The following is a 15,690-nucleotide window of genomic DNA, read 5'->3' as shown; positions in this document are numbered from 1 at the left end:
CGGAGTACGTCCGTCCGCCCGGCCTCCTACGAGGGCTCGACGGGACCCTGCTGCGGGTGCACCAGGCCCATGGTGTGCGCGAGTTGCCCCACCGCGTGGCGGAAGAACGTGTCACGGTCCTCCACCACCCGGTTGAACTGCCCGAACAACTCGAACCCGATCAGTCCGAACAGCTGGGCCCAGGCGGCCACCATCGTCACCACCACCTCGGGCGGCAGGTCGGGGGCGAGGTCGGCGGCCATGCGCACGGCCTCGGGCCTCAGCCCGGCCGGCAGCGGGGGCTCGACGAGACCGAGGCCCTGGTGCGCGTCGCGGAGGATGCCGATGATGACGAGGGCGGAGCGGGCGGCGGCCGGAACGGTCGTGTCGGGCGCGGTGTAGCCGGGCACCGGCGTGCCGTAGATCAGCGCGTACTCGTGCGGGTGCCCGAGCGCCCAGCCGCGCACGCCCTCGCACACGGCGGTCCAGCGCGGCGCCGGTCCGACGTCGGCGGCCGCGTCCCGAGCCGCTTCGGCCGCCGCACCGAGGGAGTCGTAGGCGTCGATGATGAGGGCGGTCAGCAGGTCGTCGCGGCTGGGGAAGTAGCGGTACAGCGCGGAGGAGGCCATGCCGAGCTCGCGGGCGACGGCCCGCAGCGAGAGCTTGGCGGCGCCCTCCTTCGCGAGCTGTCTGCTCGCCTCTTCCTTGATGGCCGCGGTGACTTCGATCCTGGCCCGGGCGCGAACGCCGTGTGCGGAGCTGCTCATGCCGTTCAGTGTTCCATGAATCAAGAGCAGTGCACACAAACAGGAGCGGTGCACACGAACGAGAGCAGTGCTCTTGCTTTGCCGCCCGGCGTCCTGCAGACTGAGGACACACCGCGAGAGCAGTGCTCACAAAAGAGAGCATCACTCTCGTCACTGCTCCGACCCCGGGGGTCACCGATGTCGTCGTCAGCGCCGTACTACCGCAAGGGCAGCCCCATGGCCATCCGGCTCAACAGCGTCATCGGCTGGCTGGCCCGGCACGGCGTCAGCCTCGCGGGAACCGCGGAGATGTCCGTCCGCGGCCGCAAGAGCGGACGGATGCAGCGCATCCCGGTCAACCCGCACACCCACGACGGCGGGCAGTACCTGGTCTCGGCACGCGGTCACTCCCAGTGGGTACGCAACATGCGCGCCGCCGACGGCGGGGAACTGCGGGTGGGACGCAAGGTCCGCGCCTTCACCGCCGTGGAGCTTCCCGACGAGGAGAAGCTCCCGATCCTGCGGACCTACCTGGAGAAGTGGGGCTGGGAGGTGAACCAGTACTTCCAGGGGATCACCGCCCGGTCCTCCGACGAGGAGATCGTCGCGGCCGCCGCCGACCACCCGGTCTTCCGGATCACGGTCAGGAGCTGACCTCGTCACCCGCGGGACGCCGGTCCAGCGCCATCAGCGCACGATGGGCCAACGGGTGGGTGCGGACCAGTTCACCGAGCGTCGTCGAGCCCTGCGTGATGTCCTTGAACGCCTTCCAGGCCGGGCGGAAGCCGGTGAGGACCGCGTGGAACACCCCCGGACGCCGTTCGAACGCGGCCAGCATCCGCTTGCCGACGCTCATCTCCACGCCGAGCCCCGCCTTGACGGCGAAGGCGTAGTTCAGCGCCTGGCGGCGCGTGTCCACGGCGTCGTGGGCCTCGGCGATCCGCACCGCCCACTCCCCCGCCAGCCGGCCCGAGCGCAGCGCGAAGGAGATGCCCTCGCGGGTCCACGGCTCCAGCAGCCCCGCCGCGTCCCCGCAGACCAGCACCCGGCCGCGCGACAGCGGCGAGTCGTCGGCGCGGCAGCGGGTCAAGTGGCCGGAGGAGATGCTCGGTTCGAAGCCGGCGAGGCCGAGCCGCCCGATGAAGTCCTCCAAGTACCGCTTGGTCGCCGCGCCTTCACCACGCCGCGAGATCACACCGACGGTGAGCGTGTCGCCCTTGGGGAAGACCCAGCCGTAACTGCCGGGCATCGGGCCCCAGTCGATGAGCACCCGCCCCTTCCAGTCCTCGGCGACCGTCTCCGGCACCGGGATCTCCGCCTCCAGGCCCAGGTCGACCTGGTCCAGCTTGACGCCGACGTGGGCCCCTATGCGGCCCGCGCTGCCGTCCGCGCCGACCACGGCCCGCGCCAGCACCGTCTCGCCGCCCTGCAGGACGACGGCGACCGTGCGCCGGTCCGGTACGGCCGAGCCGTGCTGCTCCACCCGCTGCACGGCGACGCCGGTGCGCAGCTCGGCGCCCGCCTTCTGCGCGTGCTCCACGAGTTGCTGGTCGAACTCGGGCCGGTTGATCAGCCCGAACATCATCTGGCGGGAACGCCGGGTGCGGCTGAAGCGGCCGTTGTGGGAGAACGTCACCGCGTGCACCCGGTCCTTGAACGGAAGTTCGAAGCCGGGAGGGAGCGAGTCGCGGGAGGGGCCGATGATGCCGCCGCCGCACGTTTTGTAGCGCGGCAGCTCCGCCTTCTCCAGCAACAGCACGCGCCGTCCCGCGACCGCCGCCGCGTAGGCGGCCGAGGCCCCTGCGGGTCCCGCGCCCACCACGACGACGTCCCACACCTGCTGTACGTCGTCCGCCGAAGAGTTCTCGCTGCTCACGATGGTCTACTGCTCCCGATCCAGCCGCCTGCCGCTCCTGTCCTCCCGCATCCTACGGCGGCGGTCACCGAGGCTCGCTGTGGGAGGATCGGCGGCGTGAGTGCCCCGTACACGGGTCCCCACGCACACCGCACGATCATCTCGTACAAAGAAGTACTCGGAAGTACAACGTCGCACCCACAAGGAGCGTGCCCATGTCGTCGAATCCGGTCGCCGCGACCGTCGCCTCGCTGATGCCCAGGGCGAAGGAGGAGCTCACCGAGCTGGTGGCCTTCAAGTCGGTGGCGGACTTCGACCAGTTCCCGCGGGTCGAGAGCGAGGGCGCCGCCCGCTGGATCGCCGACGCGCTCACCGCCGAGGGCTTTACGGACGTGGCACTGCTCGACACCCCGGACGGCACGCAGTCGGTGTACGGCTTCCTGCCGGGCCCGGAGGGCGCCAGGACCGTGCTGCTGTACGCGCACTACGACGTGCAGCCGCCGCTGGACGAGTCCGGCTGGACCACCCCGCCCTTCGAGCTGACCGAGCGCGACGGCCGCTGGTACGGGCGCGGGGCCGCCGACTGCAAGGGCGGCGTGATCATGCACCTGCTGGCGCTGCGGGCGCTGAAGGCGAACGGCGGCGTTCCCGTGCACGTCAAGGTGATCGTCGAGGGTTCGGAGGAGCAGGGCACCGGCGGCCTGGAGCGGTACGCCGAGAACCACCCCGACCTGCTGACGGCCGACACCGTCGTGATCGGCGACGCGGGCAACTTCCGCGCCGGCCTGCCGACGGTCACCTCCACCCTGCGCGGCATGACGCTCGTCCGGGTGCGGATCGACACCCTGGAGGGCAACCTGCACTCCGGCCAGTTCGGCGGGGCCGCGCCCGACGCGCTGGCCGCGCTCGTACGCGTACTGGACTCGCTGCGCGCCGAGGACGGCAGCACCACCGTCGACGGGCTGGCCGGCGACAAGGTGTGGGACGGACTGCAGTACGACGACGGGCAGTTCCGCAAGGACGCCAAGGTGCTGGACGGTGCGGAGCTGATCGGTTCCGGCACGGTCGCCGACCGCATCTGGGCACGCCCGGCGGTCACCGTGCTCGGCATCGACTGCCCGCCGGTGGTCGGCGCCACGCCGTCGGTGCAGGCGAGCGCCCGCGCGCTGATCAGCCTGCGGGTGCCGCCGGGCGTCGACGCGGTCGAGGCGACCGGGCTGCTCCGCGCGCACCTGGAGTCGCACACGCCGTGGGGCGCGCGGGTGAGCACCGAACAGATCGGCCAGGGACAGGCGTTCCGCGCGGACACCACCAGCCCGGCCTACCGGGCCATGGCCGACGCGATGGCGGTGGCGTACCCGGGCCAGGAGATGCAGTACGCGGGTCAGGGCGGCTCGATCCCCCTGTGCAACACCCTCGCCGCCCTCTACCCGAAGGCGGAGATCCTGCTCATCGGACTGAGCGAGCCGGAGGCGCAGATCCACGCGGTGAACGAGAGCGTCTCCCCCGACGAACTCGAGCGGCTGTCGGTCGCGGAGGCGCTGTTCCTGCGCAACTACGCGTCCGGCGCGAGCTGACGGCCCCGGCCGCCGCTCCGTCCGTGGCGGAGCGGCGGCCGGGGGCGTGGCCCCGCCGTGATGCTGTCGGCGAATCCCGCGGCAGGACGCCGATCGGAGCGGATGTCCCGGCAGAACGGCCCGCCGGCGGCGTGTCGCCGGGAGATTCGCTCCCATCGTGGCCTCAGGGCCTGCGTCCGGAAGTGGTCCGAGGGATGTGCCGGCAGCATCCGCCGTCGGCGGGCCGTCGGCCGGCGCCCGCCGGTCCGGCTCAGCCGACCGGCACTCCGGCCTCCAGATACATCGCCTTCCCGCGTTCCCGTGCCCGCAGTGCCCGCCGCAGCCGTTCGTAGCGGACCGGGGGCAGCAGATCGGCGGCCTCGGCCTCGGAGGCGAAGCGCCAGCCGCGCAGTTCCGGTCCGGGCAGCAGGAGGCGTCCGGCATCCGCGGAGTCGAGACGGCCGCCGTCGAAGAGCAGCCGCAGGCCGCCGAATCCGGGCGGCGCGGGCGGCTCCCAGTCGACGACGAGGAGCGCCGGTACGTCGTCGAGGCGGATCCCGGTCTCCTCGGCGACCTCGCGCATGCCCGCACGCGCGGGGGCCTCACCGCGTTCCACGACCCCGCCCGGGAACTCCCAGCCCGGCTTGTAGGTCGGGTCGACGAGCAGTACCCGGTCCTGCTCGTCGAAGAGCAGCACACCGGCGGCGACCGTCTCGGCGGTGGGCTCGGGCGTCTGCACGATGTCGCAGGCCGGCACCTCCCCGCTGCCGACCGCCTCGGCGATCCGCAGGGCGGTCTCGTACGGGCTGAGGGTTCCGCTGTCGACCGGGTAGGCGTCGGCGGTGAGCCAGGCGGCGAGGGCCGCCTTGTACGGCTCGATGTGGTCGTACGACCACTGCCGGACGCGTATCTCGCCGTCGGGGAGGTCCGCGGGGACCTCACGGTCGGCTATGCGCTCCCGCAGGATCGTTTCCGCCGGGGCGAGGAGGACATGCCGGACCGGTATCCGGCGGGCGGCGAGCCCGCCGAAGATCTCGTCGCGGTACTCCTGGCGCAGCAGGGTCATGGGGACCACGAGGGTCCCGCCGAGCTCGGCGAGCATCGCGGCCGCCGTGTCGATCACGAGTCGTCGCCAGATCGGGAGGTCCCGGAAGTCGCCGACCTCGGCGAGGCGTTTGGGCGGAAGCAGCTGGTCCAGTGCTCCGCCGATGACCTCGGGGTCGAAGAGCGTGCTGTTCGGGATCAGCTCGATCAGTTCGCGCGCGGTGGTGGTCTTTCCCGCACCGAACGCGCCGTTGACCCAGACGATCACGTTTCCCCCTCTTCTGTTGGCCCCCTGTGGCTTGCCCGCTCCACCCTGCCACGGAAACCAGATCCGGTTGAGAACGCATGAGAACGGCGCCGGCGCCCCTGTGGCCCAGGGGTGGCCGACGCCGTACGGCCGCGTCGTGAGGGGTCTCGTCAGGCCTTGGTGCCCCGGTCGACGTCCAGATCCAGGGTGTTGTCCTCGGCCACGGTCCGGTCGAGGGTGCTGAGGGCGTCGTCGGCGCCGAGCGGGGCGGCACCGTCGGCGACCGCGTGCGACGGGGTGACGGCCGCGACGACGAAGCCGGTGGCGAGGGAGGCGATGGCCAGCATGCTGCGCTTCTTCATACCCGCCACAACTGCCGGAACGGCCCGGGGGTCACGCACGTGTTTCCGGGGCCGCCCCGGCGGCCGTCACGGCGTCGCGCACGACAGGCCGCACCCCGCGAAGCCCCCGGTCGCCGGCGGCCGGCCGGAGGCGCCCTGCGGCCGGCGCCGACGGCCGGACGTCACGACGCCCGCACCCGGACCGGAAGGTCCCCGCGCCTCGCCCGCCGCCCACCGCTCCGAGGCCTGGACCAGTGGTCCCGGACACCCACGCCCCGACCGCACGCCGTAGACACACGCTCCCGGGGCCCGGACGCCCGAGCCCGGACCCGGCCCTCAGACCCCCGCCACCGCCGTGTCCGTCCTGCCCGCCAGCGCCGCCGCCGCCGCGCCCACCAGGCCCGCGTCCGTGCCCATCCGGGCCGGGGTCACGACGAGGCGCTGGACGAAGGACAGGGTGGCGTACTCGGTGAGGGCCTTGCGGAGGGGGGCGAAGAGGACCTCGCCCGCCTTGCCCACGCCCCCGCCGATCACGGCGATGTCGATCTCGACGAGCGTCGCGGTGGCCGCGATCCCGGCGGCCAGCGCCCTGGCCGCCCGCTCGAAGGACGCCACGGCCACCGGATCGCCGGTCCGGGCGGCGGCGGCCACCGCGGCGGCGGAGGTGTCGCCGTCCGGGCCGGGACGCCAGCCGTTGTCCAGGGCGCGGCGGGCGATGTGGGGACCGCTCGCGATGAGCTCCACGCAGCCGCGCGAACCGCACGGGCACAGGTCGCCGTCGAGGTCCACGCTGATGTGGCCGATGTGGCCGGCGTTGCCGGTGGGCCCGGGGTGCAGCCGGCCGCCGAGCACCAGACCGCCGCCGACCCCGGTCGAGACGACCATGCACAGCGCGTTGTCGTGGCCGCGGGCGGCGCCCTGCCAGTGTTCGGCGGCCGTGATCGCCACCCCGTCGCCGATCAGCTCCACGGGCAGGCCCCCGGCCGCGTCCCGGACCCGGGCGACGAGCGGGTAGTCGCGCCAGCCGGGCACGTTGACCGGGCTCACCGTGCCGGCGGAGGCGTCCACGGGGCCGGCGCTGCCGATGCCCACCGCGCCGGCGCGCTGCCACAGCGGGGACGCGGTGAGCTCACCGAGCACCGCCTCGACCGCCCGCATCACGGTCTCACCGTTCTCCTGCGCGGGCGTCGGCCGCTGGGCGCGGACCAGGATCCGGCCCTGGCAGTCCACCAGCGCGCCGGCGATCTTGGTGCCGCCGATATCGAGCGCGGCCACGAGGTCGGTGTGCATCAGTGTCGGATCTCCCCGTTGAAACATCAGAAAATCGCCGAGAACGACCATGTGCGACCACGAGGCAACACATGGAGCACGGGCAACGGCCCGGTCGTGCGGCGAGGTACGGGCCGGAGTGTGCGTCGGACAGTGTCCCCCGAGTCTGACAACGTTGTCCAGGCTCTATGCTCGACGCCACATCCTCATACAACCCCATGGACCTACGCATCCCCGTGGCCGACAGGACAGGACACCGCACCGTGCCGGAGACGACCCGCCGCACCGACCGCATCCCAGGGACCCGTTACGGCAACCGTCCGACGATGAAGGACGTGGCCGCGCGCGCCGGGGTCGGACTCAAGACGGTCTCCCGCGTGGTCAACGGCGAGCCCGGTGTCACGCCGGAGACGGAGCGTCGCGTCCAGGAGGCGATCGAGGCGCTCGGCTTCCGACGCAACGACAGCGCCCGCGTGCTGCGCAAGGGCCGCACCGCCAGCATCGGTCTGGTCCTGGAGGATCTCGCGGACCCGTTCTACGGGCCGCTGAGCCGGGCGGTCGAGGAGGTGGCCCGCTCGCACGGCGCCCTGCTGATCAACGGCTCCAGCGCGGAGGACGCCGACCGCGAGCAGGAGCTGGTGCTGGCGCTGTGCGCCCGGCGGGTGGACGGTCTTGTGGTGATCCCGGCCGGGGACGACCACCGCTATCTGGAGCCGGAGCTCAAGGCGGGCGTCGCCACCGTCTTCGTGGACCGTCCGGCCGGGCACATCGACGTGGACGTCGTCGTGTCGGACAACTTCGGCGGCGCCCACGACGGCGTGAGTCACCTGATCGCGCACGGGCACCGCCGGATCGGCTTCATCGGCGACATGCCCCGCATCCACACCGCGGCCGAGCGGCTGCGCGGCTACCGGACCGCCATGGAGGACGCGGGGATAACGGTGGCGGACTCCTGGATGTCGCTGGGCGTCACCGACCCGGAGCGGGTGCGCCGGGCGGCCGAGGAGATGCTCTCAGGACCGGACCCGGTCACCGCGATCTTCACGGGCAACAACCGGGTGACGGTCACCGTGATCCGGGTACTGGCCGGGCACACCCGCCGGGTCGCCCTGGTCGGCTTCGACGACATCGAACTCGCCGATCTGCTCCAGCCCGGCGTCACGGTCGTCGCCCAGGACGCGGCGGCCCTCGGCCGGACCGCCGCCGAGCGGCTGTTCCGTCAGCTGGACGGCACCCTGCTCGCCCCGGAGCGCATCGAGCTCCCGACCCGGCTGGTCACCCGCGGTTCCGGCGAGCTGCCCCCGGCCGACTGAGCGGGCGGCGCCGGTGGAGGAGGACCGCACGCTGCGGGCGCTGGGGCTGGAGAAGGCGCCGCGCGAGCACCCGCTGTCGTACCCGGGCGCGTGGCCGCCGGACTCGGGTCTGCTGAACGGGAACCGGCTGCTGCCGCTGGACCGCCTGGTGTACGAGGACCGCGTGCCCGTGCTCGCGGTCGGTTCCAACGCCTGTCCCGGTCAGCTGCGGCACAAGATGGCCGAGTCCGGGATCATCACTCCGGTGCCGATGGTGCGGACGCGGGTGACCGGCGTCGACATCGGTGTCTCGGCACACGTCAGCCGTATGGGCTATGTGTCCAACTCGCCGGTCCGCGCCCCCGGGACGGTACGGGAGCTGTTCGTCATCTGGCTCGACGCCCGGCAGCTCGCGGTGATCGACGCGAGCGAGGGCGCACCGCGGCCGGACGGCAACTTCCACCGCGTCTGGCTGCCCGCGCCCGATGTGCGCGTCGAACTCGCCGACGGCTCCGCGCTCCCCGGCGCGTACGCGTACGTGAACCGCCATGGTGTGCTGCACGACGGCATCGGCGCCCCGCGCACCCATCCGGGCCAGCGGGCGCTGCTCACCGATCTGCTCGTGAACGTACCCGGGTTGCGGGAGCTGTTCGGCGACTCCCCCGAGGAGTTCTGCGCGCGGGCCCGCGCCGATCTCCGGCTGTGCGCGCGGGGCACCCGGCTGTTCGCCGAGGAGAAGCTGGTGACGGCCTGCGGCCTGGAGCGGTACGCGGGGTCCGAGCAGTACGGACGTCCCGGTACCGGGACATCGTCGGCGCCGCTTCCGGGGCCGGGGCACGGGTGACCGGTCAGGGCAGGGTGTCCTCGGGCTCCCAGCGCAGCAGGTCGCCCGGCTGGCACTCGAGCACTTCGCAGAGCGCGGCGAGGGTCGTGAAGCGCACCGCCTTGGCCCGGCCGTTCTTGAGCACCGCCAGATTGGCCGGCGTGATCCCGACGCGTTCGGCGAGTTCGCCCACGGACATCTTCCGTCTGGCCAGCATCACGTCGATGTCGACGGTGATCGGCATCAGATCACCTCGGACAGCTCGGCCTGCATCCGCGACGCCTCGACGTCGCGCGCGACGGCCTGCGCCAGCAGCATCCGCAGGACGAGCACGACCAGCGCGATGCCCAGGATCGCCAGGCCGGCCCCGCCCAGCAGTGCCACGATGCCCGGGGCCACGGCCTCGCCGGGCGCGAGGAGCGCTCCGAGCGCGAACACCAGCAGCGCCGCGGCGACGAACGCCCCGATGACGACGTGCACGTGGCGGAAGGCTGCGTGGGAGAAGACGGTCCCGCGCCGCACCATCGTCACCAGCCGCCAGACGCAGACCAGGACGACCTGGGCCGTCACCACGCCGAGGACCACGACGAGGAGGAACGGGACGCGCAGATACGAGTGGTCCGCGTCCAGCCCTTCGAGGTCGCTCGCCATCAGCGGCACCAGCACCGCCTGAACCCCCAGGGAGCCCGCCAGCAGCGCCACCATCACGGCGCGCAGCGCGAGCACGGTCAGTCGTCCCATCGCCCCTCCTTGAACCGAACCACGACGGAAATCTATCGAAATTCGATAGGCGGGACAAGCGGGTGACTCCGGCTACGGCGCGGAGGCCGTGAGGCCGCCCCGCCGGGGCGAGGCGAAGTCCTCCAGGTCGGCGCGGGTCAGGGAGGCCAGGCGCACCACCTCGGCGCCGTCCAGGGCGCCGCAGTCCAGACCGCGCAGCAGGTATCCGGCGAGGGCCCTGGCGGTGGCGGGCTCGTCCATGACATCGCCGCCGGTCCGGTCGACGTACCGGGCGAGACGGGCGGCGGCCTGCGCGAAGCCCTCGCGGTAGAAGGCGAAGACGGCCGCGTAGCGGGTGGGGAGGTGGCCGGGATGCATGTCCCAGCCCTGGTAGTAGGCGCGGGCCAGGGCGCGGCGGGTGAGGCCGTAGTGCAGCCGCCAGGCGTCGTGGACCTGCTCCGTGGGGCCGACGGGCAGGACGTTGGTGGAGCCGTCCGAGACGCGTACGCCGGTGCCCGCGGCGGCGACCTGCATGACGGCCTTGGCGTGGTCGGCGGCCGGGTGGTCGCTCGCCTGGTGCGCGGCGGAGACGCCGAGGCAGGCGCTGTAGTCGAAGGTGCCGTAGTGCAGCCCGGTGACGCGGCCCCCGGCGGCCTGGATCATGCGGGCGACGGTGGCGGTGCCGTCGGCGGCGAGGATGGACTGGCTGGTCTCGATCTGGATCTCGAAGCCGATCCGGCCGGCTTCGAGGCCGCGCGCCTCCTCGAAGGCGTCGAGGACCCGGGCCATGGCGGTGACCTGCTCGGGATACGTGACCTTGGGCAGGGTCAGGACCAGCCCGTCCGGCAGAGCTCCGGCCTCCGTCAGGCCGGTGAGGAAGATGTCGAGGGTGCGGATGCCCCGGTCACGGACGGCGGCCTCCATGCACTTCACGCGGATGCCCGTGTACGGGGCGGCGGTGCCGTCGCGGCAGGCCTCGGCGACGAGCCGGGCCGCGCGGGCCGCGGCCTCGTCCTCCTCGGCGTCGGGACGGCTGCCGTAGCCGTCCTCGAAGTCGACGCGCAGGTCCTCGACCGGTTCGCGTTCCAGCTTGGCGCGGACGCGGCCGTACACGTCCTCGGCCAGTGCGCCGTCCAGTCCGAGGACTGCGGCGAAGGAGGCGGCGTCCGGGGCGTGTTCGTCGAGCGCGGCGAGGGCCCGGTCGCCCCAGGCACGCGGGGTGCCGGCGGCGAAGACGTCGCCGGGGACGTAGACGGTGTGGACGGGCTGGCGGGTGCCGGGGTCTCCGGGGTAGCGGCGCTCCAGCTCGGCGTCGACCGGCGCGAGGGAGGCGCCGATCTCCTCACCGACGGCGCCCGCGAGACTGGTCGCCACCCGCTCCTGCCGCCCCTGACCCATCCCACACCCTCCCGAGCTTCCGCGATACGGAATCAACAATCCGTTGAATGAAGTTATCGGGCGGCCTTCTCGCCGGTCAACACCGCCTTGCGGCCCGTTCCACTCCCACGCCTCGTCATGTTCACGTCCATATGGCACCGTTTGCCTGTGCCGATCCACAGCCGTGTCACGCGCCGTCTGGGACTGAAGAGCGCGCTCGCCGCCTCCGTCGCCCTTCCGCTCTCCAGTACAGCACTGTCGCCCGAGCCGGCCCCGGTGGACGAACGCCCGGCACGTCCGCTGCGGGTCATGTCGTTCAACCTGCGGTTCGCGAGCACGGCCGAGCCGAACAGCTGGGCCGCCCGTAGGCCCGTGATGCGGCGGTTGCTGCGCCGCGAGCGCCCGCACGTCCTCGGCACCCAGGAGGGCCTGTACCGGCAGCTGCGCGACATCGAGGCCGATCTGGGACCGTCGTACGACTGGATCGGCACCGGACGGGCGGGCGGCAGCCGGGACGAGTTCATGGCGGTCCTCTACGACACCCGGCGGCTGACCCCGCTGGAGTACGACCACTTCTGGCTGTCCGACACCCCGGACGTGATCGCCTCGAACACCTGGGGCAACGCCCACATCCGCATGGTCACCCGGGTCCGCTTCCGCGATCTGCGCACGGGCGGCCGGGAGTTCTGCGTTCTCGACACCCATCTGGACAACGCGAGCCAGTACGCGCGGGAGCGGGCCGCCGCCCTCATCGCCGAACGCGTCGGCGAGGCGGCCCGTTCGCTGCCGGTGATCGTGACGGGCGACTTCAACGTCGCGGCCCACGGCAACCCCGTGTACGACACGATGCTGGGCGCCGGGCTCGTCGACACCTGGGACGCGGCGGCCGAGCACGGGGAGGCGTACGGGACGTTCCACGGGTACCGGCCGCTGGTGCCGGGCGGTGCGCGCATCGACTGGATCCTGACCACGCCCGGCGTCACGGTGCACCGGGCGTCGGTCAACACCTTCGCGGTGGACGGCCGGTTCCCGAGCGACCATCTGCCGGTCCAGGCCACCCTGACCCTGTGACGCGCCGAGGCCCCGCGACCGGTGCCGGCCGCGGGGCCTCGTACGGCTCGGGTGATCAGCCCTGGCGGGTCTTGATCTCCTCGGTCAGCTGGGGCACGACGTCGAACAGGTCGCCGACGATGCCGTAGTCGACCAGGTCGAAGATCGGGGCCTCGGCGTCCTTGTTGATGGCCACGATGGTCTTCGAGGTCTGCATGCCGGCCCGGTGCTGGATCGCGCCGGAGATGCCGGAGGCGATGTACAGCTGCGGCGAGACCGACTTGCCGGTCTGGCCGACCTGGTTGGTGTGCGGGTACCAGCCGGCGTCGACGGCGGCGCGCGAGGCGCCGACGGCCGCGCCGAGCGAGTCGGCGAGCGCCTCGATGAGTCCGAAGTTCTCCGCGCCGTTGACGCCGCGGCCACCGGAGACCACGATCGCGGCCTCGGTCAGCTCCGGACGCCCCGTCGACTCGCGCGGCGTGCGGCCGGTGACCTTGGTGCCCCTCGCCTGCGCGGAGAAGGACACGCTCAGCGCCTCGACCGCGCCGGCGGCCGGGGCGGCCTCCACGGCCGCGCTGTTGGGCTTGACCGTGATGACCGGGGTGCCCTTGGAGACGCGGGACTTGGTGGTGTAGGAGGCGGCGAACACCGACTGGGTGGCCACCGGACCGGAGTCGCCGGCCTCCAGGTCGACGGCGTCGGTGATGACGCCGGAACCCAGGCGCAGCGCCAGGCGGGCGGCGATCTCCTTGCCCTCGGCGGAGGAGGGGACCAGGACGGCGGCCGGGGAGACGGCCTCGTGGGCGGCCTGCAGGGCGTCCACCTTCGGCACGACCAGGTAGTCGGCGTACTCGGCGGCCTCGTCGGTGAGGACCTTCACCGCGCCGTGCTCGGCGAGCGTGGCGGCGGTGTCACCGGCGCCGTTGCCCAGCGCGACGGCGACCGGCTCGCCGATGCGGCGGGCCAGGGTCAGCAGCTCCAGGGTGGGCTTGCGGACGGCACCGTCCACGTGGTCGACGTAGACGAGAACTTCAGCCATGGGACTTCTTCTCTCCTGCTTGCGAAGGGTGAGGGGCGGGAAGCGAGTTGAGCCTCGTGGCTCAGAGGAACTTCTGGCTCGCGAGGCTGCGTCAGACGAACTTTCGCTCCGCGAGGAAGGCGGCGAGCTGCTTGCCGCCCTCGCCCTCGTCCTTGACGATCGTGCCCGCGGTGCGGGCCGGGCGCTCGGCCGCGGTGTCGACCGTGGTGTAGGCGTTCTCCAGGCCGACCTCGTCCTCGTCGATGTCGAGGTCGGACAGGTCCCAGGACTGAACCGGCTTCTTCTTCGCCGCCATGATGCCCTTGAAGGACGGGTAGCGCGCCTCGCCCGACTGGTCGGTGACCGACACGACCGCGGGCAGGGATGCCTCGAGCTGCTCGGAGGCGGCGTCGCCGTCGCGGCGGCCCTTGACCGTGCCGTCCTCGACGGACACCTCGGACAGCAGGGTCACCTGCGGCACGCCCAGACGCTCGGCGAGCAGCGCCGGTACGACGCCCATGGTGCCGTCGGTGGAGGCCATGCCGGAGATGACCAGGTCGTAGCCGGCCTTCTCGACGGCCTTGGCCAGGACCAGGGAGGTGCCGATGGCGTCGGTGCCGTGCAGGTCGTCGTCCTCGACGTGGATCGCCTTGTCCGCGCCCATGGACAGCGCCTTGCGCAGGGCGTCCTTGGCGTCCTCCGGGCCCACCGTCAGCACGGTGATCTCCACGTCGTCGTCGGAATTCTCCGAGATCTGCAGCGCCTGCTCGACCGCGTACTCGTCCAGTTCGGAGAGCAGACCGTCCACGTCGTCACGGTCGACGGTCAGGTCATCGGCGAAGTGCCGGTCGCCAGTGGCGTCGGGCACGTACTTCACGGTGACAACGATCCTCAAGCTCACGCCGGCTCTCCTACTGCATCGTCATTTCTGGCTGCCTGCCTGCAGGCAGCATAGGCGCCTGAAGCGGGCGATCCCGGTCGGGGCGGCCCGCGCTCCGAACGAAATATTACTCGTCAGTACACCCAGTTCCTTCCCGCTAAGCAAGCGCTTTGAACTGTGACCTTCGCAACGCAGCGTAACCGGAACTCGACAGGCCCGCGACCAGGGGAAACCCCGTCTCAGTCGCGCAGGCCGCTGAAGCGTCCCTGGTGGTAGAGGAGCGGACGGCCATGACCGGTGGGGTCGCCGAGCAGGACCTCGGCGATCACGATCCGGTGGTCACCGGCGGGCACCCGGGCCACCACCTCGCACACCATCCAGGCCGGCACGTCGGCCAGCACCGGAACCCCCTTCGGCCCCTCCCGCCAGGCGGTGGCCGGACCGAAGCGGTCGGCGCCGCTGCGCGCGAAGGTCGCCGCCAGCTCCTGCTGGTGCTCCCCGAGGACGTGCACCCCGATGTGGTCGCCCGTCGCGATCGCCGGCCAGCTGGAGCTCCCGGTACCGATGCCGAAGGAGAGCATCGGGGGCTCGGCGGAGACGGAGGCGAGGGAGGTGGCGGTGAAGCCGACCGGACCGGAACGGCCGCGCGCGGTGATCACGGCGACGCCCGCCGCGTGCCTGCGGAAGACGGAGCGCAACAGCTCGGGCGAGGCGGGCCGGGCGGCGCCCAGGCCGGACGTGGCCGTCATGAAACTGTCCTTCCGCGGGAGGTGACGAACGGGTTCGCGGCCGCTCACCGGCCCGGTCGGCGCACGCGCGCGATGCGGGCGGCGGCCGCCGGGCGGCCGGGTGCCCGCCGGGGGCGAAGGAGTTCCGTAGGCATGGGGTCAGGCTGACGACGGGTGGCATGCACAGTCAAGTCGGTCCTGTGATGTGGGAGATGCCTCACCGCGGCCCGGCCGGCCCTCGCACGGCCTCGCCGAGCGCGGCGATCACATCGGCCTTGCGCGGCTGTCCGGCCGCACGCCGTACGACCCGGCCGGCGGCGTCGAGGACCAGCACCGTCGGCGTCCTCACGATCTCCAGACGGCGCACGAGGTCCAGACGGGCCTCGGCGTCGATCTCCACGTGGGCCACGCCCGGCACCAGTGCGGCCACCTCGGCGAGGACCCTCCGGGTCGCCCGGCAGGGCGCGCAGAAGGCGCTGGAGAACTGCACCAGCGTGGCGCGCTCCCCCAGCCCGGCTCCCGGCCGGGGCCACGGTTCCGTCACGTCGAGCCGTCCTCCGTCGTCCCCGTCCCGCATGCGTGCACTCCTCCGGCAGATCACCCGTCAACGGTTTCCAGCGTCGCCGGGAGCGCGGGCATTCCCGGCCGCACGCACAGAGCCCGAGGTGGATCAAGGAGTGGACGTGACGAGAATCTCGCCGCCGACGGGCACCAGGGCTGGTTCACCGACCGTTCTTCGGGCACCATCTGCGACAAGCCGTAAAA

General features: G+C 72.5%; 17 protein-coding genes. 5 read left to right on the top strand and 12 right to left on the bottom strand.

All coding sequences use genetic code 11. The features are described 5' to 3' along the window. Positions 1-26: 26 nt before the first annotated feature. Positions 27-746, bottom strand: coding sequence for a TetR/AcrR family transcriptional regulator (locus tag ACH4VX_RS11330; RefSeq protein WP_398367113.1), 720 nt, complete (start codon positions 744-746; stop codon positions 27-29). A gap of 177 nt (positions 747-923) precedes the next feature. On the opposite strand from ACH4VX_RS11330, the gene ACH4VX_RS11325 reads away from it, so the two are divergent. Then, the gene (locus ACH4VX_RS11325; protein WP_398367112.1) at positions 924-1,379 is read left to right on the top strand and encodes a nitroreductase family deazaflavin-dependent oxidoreductase; all 456 of its coding nucleotides are present in this window, start codon (positions 924-926) and stop codon (positions 1,377-1,379) included. Here ACH4VX_RS11325 and ACH4VX_RS11320 read toward each other — a convergent pair. Continuing rightward, on the bottom strand, positions 1,369-2,601 hold the full coding sequence (locus ACH4VX_RS11320) for a geranylgeranyl reductase family protein (protein ID WP_398367110.1): 1,233 nt from the start codon (positions 2,599-2,601) through the stop codon (positions 1,369-1,371). The genes ACH4VX_RS11325 and ACH4VX_RS11320 overlap by 11 nt on opposite strands. Before the next feature lie 194 nt (positions 2,602-2,795). Between ACH4VX_RS11320 and ACH4VX_RS11315 the strand changes: the two genes are divergently transcribed. Beyond that, complete coding sequence (locus tag ACH4VX_RS11315) at positions 2,796-4,157, top strand: dipeptidase (protein ID WP_398367109.1); 1,362 nt, start codon at positions 2,796-2,798, stop codon at positions 4,155-4,157. 250 nt (positions 4,158-4,407) lie between these two features. Here the strand turns inward: ACH4VX_RS11315 and ACH4VX_RS11310 are convergent, their stop codons facing one another. From ACH4VX_RS11310 to ACH4VX_RS11300, 3 genes are all read right to left on the bottom strand, one after another. Then, entirely contained in the window at positions 4,408-5,448 is a 1,041-nt protein-coding gene (locus ACH4VX_RS11310; RefSeq protein ID WP_398367108.1) for an NUDIX domain-containing protein, read from the bottom strand. Between the two features lie 149 nt (positions 5,449-5,597). Then, positions 5,598-5,789 carry a hypothetical protein gene (locus ACH4VX_RS11305; RefSeq protein ID WP_398367106.1) on the bottom strand — a complete coding sequence of 64 codons (192 nt, stop codon included), beginning with the start codon at positions 5,787-5,789 and terminating at the stop codon, positions 5,598-5,600. 315 nt (positions 5,790-6,104) lie between these two features. Further along, positions 6,105-7,058: an ROK family protein gene (locus ACH4VX_RS11300; protein ID WP_398367105.1), complete on the bottom strand. Its 954-nt coding sequence runs from the start codon at positions 7,056-7,058 to the stop codon at positions 6,105-6,107. 197 nt (positions 7,059-7,255) lie between these two features. On the opposite strand from ACH4VX_RS11300, the gene ACH4VX_RS11295 reads away from it, so the two are divergent. Together ACH4VX_RS11295 and ACH4VX_RS11290 are read left to right on the top strand one after the other, a co-directional pair. After that, the gene (locus ACH4VX_RS11295) at positions 7,256-8,350 is read left to right on the top strand and encodes a LacI family DNA-binding transcriptional regulator (protein WP_398367104.1); all 1,095 of its coding nucleotides are present in this window, start codon (positions 7,256-7,258) and stop codon (positions 8,348-8,350) included. Between the two features lie 13 nt (positions 8,351-8,363). After that, positions 8,364-9,173: a hypothetical protein gene (locus ACH4VX_RS11290; protein WP_398367103.1), complete on the top strand. Its 810-nt coding sequence runs from the start codon at positions 8,364-8,366 to the stop codon at positions 9,171-9,173. A 4-nt stretch (positions 9,174-9,177) separates the two neighbouring features. Here ACH4VX_RS11290 and ACH4VX_RS11285 read toward each other — a convergent pair whose 3' ends face one another. The 3 genes from ACH4VX_RS11285 to ACH4VX_RS11275 all read right to left on the bottom strand — a co-directional run bounded on the left by ACH4VX_RS11285 (position 9,178) and on the right by ACH4VX_RS11275 (position 11,270). Further along, complete coding sequence (locus ACH4VX_RS11285; RefSeq protein WP_398367102.1) at positions 9,178-9,396, bottom strand: helix-turn-helix domain-containing protein; 219 nt, start codon at positions 9,394-9,396, stop codon at positions 9,178-9,180. Next, a complete protein-coding gene (locus tag ACH4VX_RS11280; RefSeq protein WP_398367101.1) occupies positions 9,396-9,893 on the bottom strand; it encodes a DUF2975 domain-containing protein in 498 nt (165 codons plus the stop codon). Before ACH4VX_RS11280 ends, ACH4VX_RS11285 begins: the two co-directional genes overlap by 1 nt. A 72-nt stretch (positions 9,894-9,965) precedes the next feature. Continuing rightward, a complete protein-coding gene (locus ACH4VX_RS11275) occupies positions 9,966-11,270 on the bottom strand; it encodes a DUF6986 family protein (RefSeq protein WP_398367100.1) in 1,305 nt (434 codons plus the stop codon). A 147-nt stretch (positions 11,271-11,417) separates the two neighbouring features. On the opposite strand from ACH4VX_RS11275, the gene ACH4VX_RS11270 reads away from it, so the two are divergent. Further along, positions 11,418-12,320 carry an endonuclease/exonuclease/phosphatase family protein gene (locus ACH4VX_RS11270; protein WP_398367099.1) on the top strand — a complete coding sequence of 301 codons (903 nt, stop codon included), beginning with the start codon at positions 11,418-11,420 and terminating at the stop codon, positions 12,318-12,320. A 55-nt stretch (positions 12,321-12,375) separates the two neighbouring features. Here ACH4VX_RS11270 and ACH4VX_RS11265 read toward each other — a convergent pair whose 3' ends face one another. The 4 genes from ACH4VX_RS11265 to ACH4VX_RS11250 all read right to left on the bottom strand — a co-directional run bounded on the left by ACH4VX_RS11265 (position 12,376) and on the right by ACH4VX_RS11250 (position 15,502). Further along, the gene (locus tag ACH4VX_RS11265) at positions 12,376-13,338 is read right to left on the bottom strand and encodes an electron transfer flavoprotein subunit alpha/FixB family protein (RefSeq protein WP_398367098.1); all 963 of its coding nucleotides are present in this window, start codon (positions 13,336-13,338) and stop codon (positions 12,376-12,378) included. A gap of 91 nt (positions 13,339-13,429) precedes the next feature. Further along, the gene (locus ACH4VX_RS11260; RefSeq protein ID WP_398367097.1) at positions 13,430-14,218 is read right to left on the bottom strand and encodes an electron transfer flavoprotein subunit beta/FixA family protein; all 789 of its coding nucleotides are present in this window, start codon (positions 14,216-14,218) and stop codon (positions 13,430-13,432) included. 218 nt (positions 14,219-14,436) lie between these two features. After that, positions 14,437-14,946: a flavin reductase family protein gene (locus tag ACH4VX_RS11255; protein WP_398367096.1), complete on the bottom strand. Its 510-nt coding sequence runs from the start codon at positions 14,944-14,946 to the stop codon at positions 14,437-14,439. A 196-nt stretch (positions 14,947-15,142) separates the two neighbouring features. Beyond that, complete coding sequence (locus ACH4VX_RS11250) at positions 15,143-15,502, bottom strand: thioredoxin family protein (RefSeq protein ID WP_398367095.1); 360 nt, start codon at positions 15,500-15,502, stop codon at positions 15,143-15,145. Between the last annotated feature and the right edge of the window lie 188 nt (positions 15,503-15,690).

It is taken from the genome of Streptomyces sp. NPDC020731 (genome assembly GCF_044334705.1).
In the GTDB taxonomy this organism is placed as follows: domain Bacteria; phylum Actinomycetota; class Actinomycetes; order Streptomycetales; family Streptomycetaceae; genus Streptomyces.
This window is presented reverse-complemented; position numbering and strand designations above follow the sequence as displayed.